The sequence below is a fragment of the Capnocytophaga sp. CM59 genome, from assembly GCF_000293175.1.
Lineage (GTDB): Bacteria > Bacteroidota > Bacteroidia > Flavobacteriales > Flavobacteriaceae > Capnocytophaga > Capnocytophaga granulosa.
In genome coordinates, this window is the sequence record NZ_ALNN01000021.1 from 1 (window position 1) to 11,384 (window position 11,384).

The following is an 11,384-nucleotide window of genomic DNA, read 5'->3' on the forward strand; positions in this document are numbered from 1 at the left end:
TAAAATACAAGTGTGGTGAAGAACTATTCACTATTAGTTTTTCACTAATCACTAAAAATTTAAGGTGGTTAAAGCGAAAGGTCTCACCTCTTACCATTCCGAACAGAGAAGTTAAACCTTTTAGCGCAGATGGTACTGCAATTTGTGGGAGAGTATGTCGCCGCCTTCTTTACAATAACCGAATTATTCTTTTGAATAGTTCGGTTTTTTACTATTTTTTCTAACCACTAACTACTAACCACTAACCACTAACCACTATGAACAACGAAATTCTCAAAGAAATCATCACCACCCCTATGCCTTATGGTAAGTATAAGGGCACAATAATTGCTGATTTACCGATCTATTATTTGGAATGGTTCAGTTCGCAAGGTTTCCCCAAGGGAAAGCTCGGTATGCTCCTCTCTACTGTCTTTGAGATAAAAACTAATGGCCTCCAAGAAATTATAGATAACCTCAAGCAAATGATGGGTGATGGGAGTGAGCAATCCTAGTGATATTTCATTAACAATTGACAATTAGCAATTGATAATTCAAAAAGAATTTGTATCTTTGCCCTATGAATATACAAGATAGTAAAAGCCTACAAGCGCTTTTGGATCATAGGCCAGTGATAACCATAGTTCCCCATACCTCTCCCGATGGAGATGCCATAGGGAGCACATTGGGATTGTATCATTTTCTTAAAAATCAAGGACACGATGTACAGGTGATTGCCCCTACTGATTTCCCTGATTTCCTAAAATGGATGCCTGCCGCTGACCAAATTCTTATTTATCCCAATGGGGAGAGTAAGGCTCAGCAACGTATTGCGGCTTCTTCTCTTATCTTTACATTGGATTTTAATAACCTACTGAGAGCTAAGCCTTTGACCGCCTTGTTAGAGCAGTCGCAGGCTGACTTTGTTATGGTAGATCACCACCAACAGCCCGATACGTATGCTAAGATTACTTATTCCGATGACAAGGCCAGTTCCACTTGTGAGCTGATATATAAGGTGATAACTGCTCTTAGCTCTGAGCAGGCTATCAATCAAGAGATTGCCACCTGTCTCTATACAGGAATTATGACCGATACAGGAGGATTTCGTTTTTCAATGACTTCCCCTGAGACTCATAGGATTGTAGCAACGCTCTTGGAGAAAGGAGCTAATTGTACAGAGATAGCCTCAGAAGTCTTAGATAGCTATTCCATAGACCGTCTGTTGCTATTGGGACATGTGCTCAATGATCTCACCTATTTGCCACAGCATCATACGGCTTATATGTATATCAGTAGCAAGACCCTCAAGCAGTTCAACTTTCGCAAGGGCGATACCGAAGGCTTTGTCAATTACGGGCTGCGTATCAAGGAGGCTGAATTGGCTGCTATATTTATTGAGAACGAGGAAGATAAGCTGATCAAAATTTCTTTCCGATCCAAAACCAACTTAGATGTGAATCTCTTGGCGCGTACTTATTTCAATGGAGGGGGGCATATCAATGCGGCGGGGGGAAGTTCGCACACCTCTTTGGAGGATACGGTTAAGTATTTCTTGGAGGTATTGCCCCAATTCTTATCACGTCCCGATGCCTATCATTCAAATTCCATATTATGAGAACTATATTTGCCCTACTGATACTTCTGTTGGTAGTTTCCTGTAATAAGAAGGAAGCTCGCCGTCCTGTAATGATCAAAACAGATACTTTTCTAAAAGAATCGGCTAAGAAAAATAGGGAATTACTTGAAGACCAAGAGGCTGTGATGGATTCCATTATTGCTTGTGATACACTACATACCTATCTGAGTTCCAAGGATGGTTTCAAGTACTACTATCTATCGGAGAATGCAGCACCTGACCCTTTACCTCAATTTGGAGATCAAGTGGAGTTTACCTATAGTATTTCAGATATTTACGGGAAAGAAATTTATACTAAGGAGGACTCTAAGGTCATTACTTATATAGTGGATAAGCAAGAACTATTTCAGGGACTTCGGCAGGCCATTAAGCTATTGAAAGTCTATGAGGAAGCCGTATTTTTCTTCCCTTCGGAAATTGCTTTTGGATATCATGGAGATAAGGAAAAAATAGGTATCAATAAGCCTATCCGTGCCCAGGTACATATTCTTAAGATTACGCCTGCCAAAGAGGAAGATGCCGTAGATACGGCTAAAAAGAGTGCCGATAGGGCTAATTAAAAATGTAATTTCATTTGTTAAATATAGAAATTTATGAAAAAAGTCAAATTATGGGCATTGTTATTGCCCTTGTTATTAGTGGCTTGTAAGTCTGCTAAGTATCCGAACCTAAAGGATGGCTTGTATGCAGATATCCAAACCAATTACGGAGATATGCTTGCCGAGCTTTACTACAAGGCAACTCCAGGAACCGTGGCCAATTTTGTTTCTTTGGCCGAAGGTACCAATACTTATGTAGCAGACTCTCTCAAAGGTAAGCGTTATTACGATGGTACCAAATCACACCGTGTGATTAAGAACTTTATGCTCCAGGCGGGCGACCGTACCGCAACAGGAGAGGGCGACCCTGGGTATAAGTTTGCTGATGAGTTTGTAGATACCCTCAGATACACCAGAAAAGGCCAACTTGGTATGGCTAACTCAGGGCCTGCTACCAATGGCAGCCAGTTCTTCATCACCGAAGTAGCTACCGATTGGCTTAACTTCCGCCATACTATTTTTGGACAAGTAATCCAAGGCGAAGATGTTATTAGCAAGATTACTTCTGTAAAGACAGGTGCACAAGATCGCCCTGTAGATCCTGTGGTTATTAAGAAGGTAGAGATTATCCGTGTAGGTAAGGACGCTCAGAAATGGGACGCTCCTAAAGTGTTTGATGCTTTTATGAAAGAGCAAAATGCTAAGGCTCAGAAGTTAGAATCACAAAAGGAAAAGAACCTTGCCCTTATGGCAGAGCAGGAAGCTAAAGCAGTAGCACAACCCTCAGGTATCAAGATACTTAAACTCAAGGAAGGCAATGGTGTAAAACCTCAAATCGGTTCAGATGTATTGGTAAATTATGCAGGTTTCCTCCGCGCTACAGGAGATTTGTTTGACACCAATATAGCAGAAATAGCCAAAGAGAATGATGCTTATGATGCCGCACGTGCCGCTGATCCTCAGTATGGATATATCCCTTATGCTTGGAAATACAGCCCAGAGGTAGGCCTTATCGCTGGCTTTAAGGAAGCACTTCTTTCTATGAAAGTAGGCGATAGGATACGTGTATTTATCCCTTCTGCCTTGGCTTATGGCAAACAAGGTTTTGGTAATGGCGTGATTCCTCCCGATGCTGACCTTATGTTTGAAATAGAAATTGTGGATGCAAAAGTTACTGATGTTGCAAAATAATGATAATAGGGGCGAGGCAATTCGCCCCTAATCTTTTTTCTTAAAGACGAAAGACATTCGTCTCCACACCATATTATGAAAATAAATCGTTTTCTCCCCGTACTATTAATACTTTACTGGCTTTTTCTTACCTACATGCTGCTAAGTTCGCCCAAAGACTTACCACAGGAGCTACCTCTTTTTGAGGGAGCTGACAAGGTAGTACATGTGGCCATCTTTGCGCTACTTTCTTTTTTGTACAAGGCCACTTTCCCCCTACAAGCCTTTTGGCTTTGCTTTACACTACTTTTGCTCTATGGTATAGCCACCGAGTTGGCTCAAGAATATATGCACATGGGGCGCTCAGGTGATCCTCTTGACCTTTTGGCTGATGCCTTGGGAATTTCATTAGGCTACTGGGTCAAAATCCAATTAGCCCATAAGCTACTGAAGAAATAAGCTGAGACTGCTTATAAAAGTTAAAACATATAATCAAATCTTAAAAATAAGCCAACGAATATTGATAACTTTTGTATAAATAAATAGCGTCAGGTTAAGAAAATACTTATCTTTGCATTCAAATTATAAAACTTATTTTTAGTATGCTAAATAAGGTTAATAGAATGCAGCAGAAGATTTTCAATTTGTTGGTTTTCATAGGGTTATTGCTTTCGGGCAAGTCATTTGCACAAACGTGTGATCCCTATATACAGAAGGCCTTGGAGCAGACCCACATCACAACTTTCTCAAAAGTAAGCTATGGGGCTACGGCCGAATTTGTCATTCGCTATCCGCTGAATGATACCAAGTATACCCTGACCGATCAGGATGGGAATACCTATGTATATAGGTATAGCTACTCTCAACCTGCCGATGAAAAAGTCACTATAGAGATTCCAGTGGGCGTGACCACCAAGGAGCGACGCTTTGCACTCAAGGCGGAGAATGGGCTTTGTACCTATACTACCAGCTTTGACTATACCATAAAGCCTATCAGTAGTGTGCCCCATGAGTTGGCTGTTCGTGTGGAAGACGAGTGGTGTGCCAATGCGGCAGGGATCTTTTTCTCAGTAGTGGGACAGGGTGCCAGCAATAGCGATTATGACTTCTATTATAAGAAGTACTCGGATGCAGTTTACCCTACCTCACCTCTAATTGCACCTAAGTACGAAGGACTGGGAGCAGGTATCTATGACATTAAGGCTGTGAAAAAAACAGCCCCTCATACTACGCTAACTCAGCAGGTGACTGTTCGTGCGGATAATGAACCTATTGCTTATACCGCCCAATATATCCCTGCCCTTTGTACAGGGAATGGAAGTATCAGAGTGAAGGTAACCTCTGGGAAGTTTCCTCTTACTTATACCTTGATCAATGCTGATAATGGTACAGTAGTAAGGCCTCGCCAGTCCTCCAATGTCTTTTTGGATGTGCCAGCGGGCAACTATAAGGTAAAAGTAACAGACAACTGTTCCTTTGGAGGTGGAAATGCTTCTGAACAAGTGGTCGTGGCAGCAAATCAGATTCTTAAATTCACCAAAATCAGAGAAGACCTTCCTAACAAATCTCAACCTTTGGTACATGAATACAGCTGTAACTTTGTAGCTTTTAAGAAATTGGAACTCAGAGGAGAGAATATAGAAAAGGTATGGGAAGCCGATGCTTTTCCTTATCCCTTTGAGGTGAAGTGGGAGTTTGTCTCTCCAACAAACCATACCTATTATTATGCTAAAAATATAACCAACCGTACCGACTTGGAGCAGGCTTTCAAGCTCTCAGGAGGGGGAGATGAGGACGGACATAAGTTCTTGCAATGGAAAGAGGATATCTATCAGAGTACCCCTAAGGAGTTCGGTATTTGGCGTATTACCGCCCATATTACCGCCTGTGGGACAACTCAAACACTGCCTTATGTAGCGCGAGCATCAGAGGATCCTATGAAGGATATTACTTTCTTTACAGATAATGCAGGTGGCTGTAATCCTGCGGTGAAGGCCGTCCGATATGGCTACTATGCCCCTTATATTCCTGTCTATTATGTGTTGGAACGTTATCCAGCGCACTTTGACCCCAATGCGGCAGGCTTTTATAAAATCCACACCTCACATTCCGATATGCAGGATAAGTTTGTAAAACTATGGGACACTCAGACTCGCACTCTGATTCCTTCGGGCTTGCTTAATGTGGGAGATAAGGTACAGTTTAGGGTAGTGTCGGCAGATTGTCCTACTCGTTCGGAGTCTTATCCGGAACTTACCATACGTACAGGAGTTACTGAGTCACCTGCTGTCCTATACCTCTCCCAGGTGGCCAGCTGTAAGGCCGTTACCGCTACAGGTACCGAATATGCTTCTTTGCGTATAGAAAATTTGTACAATAGGGCACAGATTGCCCGAATAGTTATCACTGACTTCACAGGGGATCGCTCCAAGCTCCCTACGGGTATGTCCATCCCTTATGTAGTGTCGGATTCAGATCGTGTCCGTAAGGATCTTTGGATTGTAAAAGACCTTCCTGCAGGCACTTATACTATCAAATATACTGATACCTGTGGCTATGAAAAAATAAGAACAGATGCAATTATAGAGCCTGAGGCCTATACACTCTCTTGGAGTACCGATTGCCTTCCTAAGGTCAGTGGCAACTTAGCACAAAAGCCTAAGGGGAATGTACTTTATTCCATAGAGCGTTATGATACGGCTACCAAAACCTGGAAACCTGCCTCTTCCAATGGAAACCCATTGCCTATCTTGGGGTCTAATGGCCCTTCGGAAGCCCTTATCTCAGGAGCGCTAAAGGGTAAGTTCCGCATAGTACGCCGTACCTTCACCCATACAGAAGACCAAAATAAAGGCCCTTACGAATGTACCCAGGTGCTCTCCGAGAAGGAATACAAAGGTAGCTTAGAAGGCCTCAATGCAGTGGGCTTTGGCTGTGGAGAATTCCGTCCAGGCAACCCTCCTAAATATCATATCGCTTTGATCCCCAAGGGCGGGCAGCCTCCTTATACCTATACCTTAGTAACTAAGGATGGGATAATCGTGAACCGCCCCAGTACCGATGGCAATTTCTTCCTTAATGTGGATCCTGATGATCTCAATACGCGCTATGTGTTCAAGGTAAGGGATAATTGTGGTGACGAAAGAACCTACGATGAGGTGATTTCCAACTTCTTACCTCCACGCCTTACCACCTCACAGGAATATTATTGTGTAGGGCAAAAGGCCATTCTTTCGGTACCAGACTTGGGAGACAAGATCAAAATAGAGTGGTATCGCTCCGACAATCCTACTCATGTGCTTCACAGGGGGACTACCTTGGAGGTGTTTCCACTCACAGAAGACGATTTTACCCATACCTATGGCGTGCGATTTGTCGCTGAGTACGATAATGATGTGAATGCTTGTATCGCACGTGCCAATATCTCAGCCTATCAGCTAAGAAAGGCCAATGACTATCCTGCTTTTACCGCACCTAACGGCCTAAGTCTGGAAAAATGTGCACCCGTGGATACCACCCCTGAGATATTTGACCTTAACAATCTCTTTATCAATCGTGATATTACCGTAGGTCAATATGCTGATTTGGTGGTACGTATCGTGGATAAAGCTGGGGTGATTGAGGTACCTGCCAATGGCCAGGTCAATATCAATTCGCCCGAATATGCAGGTCGTACCAATACCTTTGTCTATGAGGTAGTGCGCCCTTGTGGGGAAGTCTTGGTCAGAGCCGAGGCTACCCTGAAGGTACGTAAGACGACCGCCTCGGATAAGGTAAAGACCCAAATTGTCATCTGTCAGGAGGATATCACCTATGGAGAGGTTGCTCAGCTGATTCTTTCTCAAAGTGAGGCAGCTGTAAGCCAAGCCGCTCTTGCCTTCCATTGGTATACTTCCGCTCAGGATGCCCAAAATGGAACCAATGAAAAACAGGCCTCGGATGCGGTAGGAACCATACCCAACGGAGGCAACAAGACCCTTTATTTGCGCGTACAGCAGAATTACCTTTGCCCCAGCGCTACCTTGAGTATTACCCTCAGTCGTACTTCCACTACCGCTTTGGCTCCAAAAAATTTGGGGGCTATATGCGCCCTTACGGTAGGTGAACTCAAAAAGCGTATTGATCCCGTAGACCATGCCAAGATCATCCTCTATCAGAATGGGGTTGCCCTTGCCGATGCCTATCAGCTATCCTCAGGTACGTCCCTGACTTATAGCAAGGAGGAAGGTACTTGCCTTACTGCTCAGTCACCAGTGACTGTAACCATACAACCTCATTCGGTAGCCGAGCCTAAGGTGATTCCGCTTTGTACCCAGTACTGGAAGGAATATGGCTTCTCTTATGTCTATATAGGGGAGCTTAGAGCGGCCTTGCGCGCCCTTTATCCTTCAGCCAAAGCGGATGGTATCAAAATCTATGATCAGGATAAGAATCTGCAAAATGATGCAAATATTCTAAAGGTAGATAGCAGTGCCTTCTTTACCATAGAGGAGAATAACAAGTGCCCATCTGATTATTATTCAGTAACTGTCTTAGAGAAAGAGCATACTCCAGCCCGTGCAGAGACCTTGACACTTTGCCCAGATGCAACCGTGGGTGCCCTTAGGACTCTCTTGATAGCCAAAGGCTATACGGGTACCCTCAATATCTATAAGAATGACGGCCTGCAGATGAATGATAGCGATCCAGTGGACTGGAATATGTTGGATAAATATACCTTTACCATAGAGCAAGCGCCTAAGTGCCATAGCCGACATATGACCCTTAGCTTGGAGCGCTCTACCAACCTCACTCCAGCAGTGGCACGTACTGTTGCCCTATGCAATACCACTACCCCCTCCGTGGGGCAGGTAAAGGCTGCAATAGGCACTTCGGCTAAGCTATACCTCCAGAATGGTAATAACTGGGACGAGCAAGCCGATGTAAACGCTATAAACCTTTCTATATTAGACAAATATTTCTATACCATACAAGAGTCAGGCAAGTGTGTGAGCGAAAAAACGCCACTGCTCATTGCTCCTAAGCCCGCAAAGCCTACAGGGGTGAATGCCAATCAGACTTTCTGTGCGGCAGATCAGAAGCGCGTAAGAGACCTTGCCCCTCAGGGAGCAGACCTACGTTGGTATGATGTCCCTTCAGCAGGTACGCCTTTGGCTTCTGGTATCTTATTGCGTACGACTACTTATTATGTAGCTCGTACCAATGGTGATTGTGAGAGTGATAGGGAAGTGGTCAATGTACAGATAGTGGATCCACAGTTTGAAAGTATAGTGGCAAACCCAGCAACAGTTTCGCCAACAGGAGATCCTGTTACCTTAACCTTTAAGGGAACCCCTAATGCGATGATAACCTTCCAAATAGGTACCCAGCCAGAGCAAACCATCACACTGAATGCTACAGGAGTGGTTACTTATACTGAAACGATACAACCCAATACGATAGTGAAGGTGACCAAAATTACCGATGGTACCCTTACCTCTTGTAGTAAGGTATTGGATAAGCAGATAGGGATATATCAAACGCCTAATCCGTCAAACCCACCTCAAATAAGCCAGCAACCTACTGATCAAACTGTATGTGTAGGAGAGACTGTAACGATAAAAATGGAAGCTACTGTTTATATAGGAGCGATTCCTTCTTCCCTGAAGCTTATGGAAAAGAATGGAGGTGTATTTTCATATATAGCTCCTCTGACAGAAACAAGGAATGGAGATAAGCGAACTTATACCTATACGATGACCGCTACAGAAGCAATGAATGGTAAGGAATATAAGATAGAGTTGACTACGCTCCAGCTACAACCATCTCCAGCGCCTCCGATCTCATATACAACACAATCAGAGGTATTTAAGCTAAATGTTCAATATCTAAAAATCAAAACCCAGCCTGTAGCCCCAGCTACCCCTTATTGTAAAGGGGCTACCGCAGCACCTCTTACCGTAGTGGCAGAAGGGAATGATACGAACTATACCTACCAATGGTATCAGAATAGCACCAATAGTACCGCAGGAGCTACTCCTATATTAGGGGCTACTCAGGCCTCTTATACCCCTGAAACGAATCAGGAGGGAATCACCTATTACTTTGTGAAGGTAGCCAATGATGCAGCTTGTGCAGCCCCAGTAAGTAATATCATCCCTGTAACGGTAAAACCTTCTATGGCTATTACCCAGCAGCCTTCCAATGCTACCTATTGCCAAGGACAGACAGGGGTGCAACCCTTCAAGGTAGTGGCTACAGGACAAGGACTGACCTATGAGTGGTTCAAAAATACCTCTCCGATTATACATGGAGGTACCTCGACTGGGGTTATGACTGATACCTATACCCCTACGACCACATCAACAGGAATTACCTATTACTATTGTGTGGTCAAGGATGATTGTGGTAAAGAGGAACGTACCATTCCAGTAAGGGTAACTATCAATAAGAAGACCACTATCACAGCACCTCCTGTAGGAGATACCTATTGCCAAAACGAGACGGTTAGGCCACTCAGCGTGGTAGCCGAAGGAAGTGGTACGCTCCAATACAAGTGGTACCAAACCACTACCGCTACCAATGTAGGCGGTACCCATGTAGGGACAGATGCGCCTAACTATATACCTTCGCTCACTACCGCTGGTACTTTCTATTACTATGTAGAGGTAATAGGCCAATGTGAGACGGTGCGTAGCAACTCCATAACCTTTGTGGTTAAGCAGGCACCAGCGAAACCAACACTCAGTGTAGAGACATTCAACTGTACCGAGAATACTAAGGTGAAGATTACTTCCTCTCGTGCTGGACTTACCTTCCATGCAGCGGATGACACAGAATATACGCTCAATGGCAATGGAGAAATCACTCCAACGCCTGCGGTAGGTACTCATACGATGCGTGCTAAGGGTACCAATGGCTGTTACTCTCTGCCTGTTACCTTTGTCGTAAAGGGCAAGACAGCTCCCAATAAGCCAGTCTTGGAAGTGTATGAGAATGCTACTTGTACCGATAAGACGAAAATCAAGATAGTAGGCTACGAGGCTTCCTTGGGCTACAAATACTACTTGGTAGGAAACCCTACAGAGCTTACAGTTAGCACCCAAGGGGTGATCACCACCGACTTAGCGGTAGGCACTCATAAGCTCTATGCTAAGAAGGATAGCTGTGATTCTCCTCAGTCTGATGACTTTACTATAGAGGCCCCCAAGACCCCAGTTACTCCAACCTTGGATAAGGTCAGTGATCCGAGCTGTACAGCTCCTACCCTGATGAAGATTACCAATATTAGTCAGTATACGGGCGCTACTTATACATTTATTGATATTCATAATACAGCAGTAAGTGCGACTGTAGATGCAGGTACAGGGGCTATCACCGACCTGCCCGCAGGTAAATACAAACTTAAAGTAACCCAAAATGGCTGTGCCTCAGCGCTTTCAGCTCTCTTTACCATAGATGAGCAGTTTCCTAATCCTGCTAAACCAACTATAGTGGCTGAAGATGCAGCAAACTGTGATAACCCAAGTACAGTTAGGATTTCCAATGTGGTACCGACCAATGATGTAAGCTATACCTTTACCAATACACGAACTAACACTACTGTAGCGGCTACTATCAATAGAACGACAGGAGTAGTAACAGGGCTTGCCGAAGGGACTTACAAGGTAACAGCAACAAAAGGTACTTGTACAGAGACCTCAGCTGAATTTACCATTACCGCTGCCAAAGGTCGTCCAGACCAGCCAGTAGTAACCACTGAGGATCAGTGCGATGCTGTAAGTACCGCTAAGATAACCAATGTGGTATCGACCAATGATGTAAGCTATACTTTTATCAATACCGTAACCAGCGCCACCGTAACCGCAACTGTAGATAGAACCACAGGGGTAATCTCAGGTTTGGGCGTAGGTAAGTATAAAGTAACGGCAACTAAGGACGGTTGTGATAAGCAGTCAGCTGAGTTTGAGATAAAAGCGGCCAAAGGTCGTCCAGACCAGCCAACAGTAACCACTGAGGATCAGTGCGATGCTGTAAGTACCGCTAAGATAACCAATGTGGTATCGACCAATGATGTA

The 11,384-nt window shown here is 44.1% G+C and carries 6 protein-coding genes and 1 rRNA gene; all 7 read left to right on the plus strand.

Annotation, left to right across the window (positions count from 1 at the left end; translation table 11 throughout):
- Positions 1–60 precede the first annotated feature (60 nt).
- Positions 61–169, plus strand: a 5S ribosomal RNA gene (gene rrf, locus HMPREF1154_RS06325).
- Between the two features lie 88 nt (positions 170–257).
- A complete protein-coding gene (locus HMPREF1154_RS06330) occupies positions 258–494 on the plus strand; it encodes a DUF3820 family protein (protein WP_009641757.1) in 237 nt (78 codons plus the stop codon).
- A gap of 65 nt (positions 495–559) precedes the next feature.
- Positions 560–1,597, plus strand: coding sequence for a DHH family phosphoesterase (locus tag HMPREF1154_RS06335; protein WP_009641753.1), 1,038 nt, complete (start codon positions 560–562; stop codon positions 1,595–1,597).
- Entirely contained in the window at positions 1,594–2,178 is a 585-nt protein-coding gene (gldI, locus tag HMPREF1154_RS06340) for a gliding motility-associated peptidyl-prolyl isomerase GldI (protein WP_009641758.1), read from the plus strand. The genes HMPREF1154_RS06335 and gldI overlap by 4 nt, the downstream gene beginning before the upstream one ends.
- A gap of 33 nt (positions 2,179–2,211) precedes the next feature.
- Positions 2,212–3,348 (plus strand): peptidylprolyl isomerase, encoded by a 1,137-nt coding sequence (locus HMPREF1154_RS06345; protein WP_009641756.1) that lies wholly within the window; start codon positions 2,212–2,214, stop codon positions 3,346–3,348.
- 30 nt (positions 3,349–3,378) lie between these two features.
- Complete coding sequence (locus HMPREF1154_RS06350; RefSeq protein ID WP_369731214.1) at positions 3,379–3,786, plus strand: VanZ family protein; 408 nt, start codon at positions 3,379–3,381, stop codon at positions 3,784–3,786.
- A gap of 164 nt (positions 3,787–3,950) precedes the next feature.
- A partial coding sequence (locus tag HMPREF1154_RS06355) for an Ig-like domain-containing protein (RefSeq protein ID WP_198004479.1) occupies positions 3,951–11,384 on the plus strand: 7,434 nt, incomplete at its 3' end.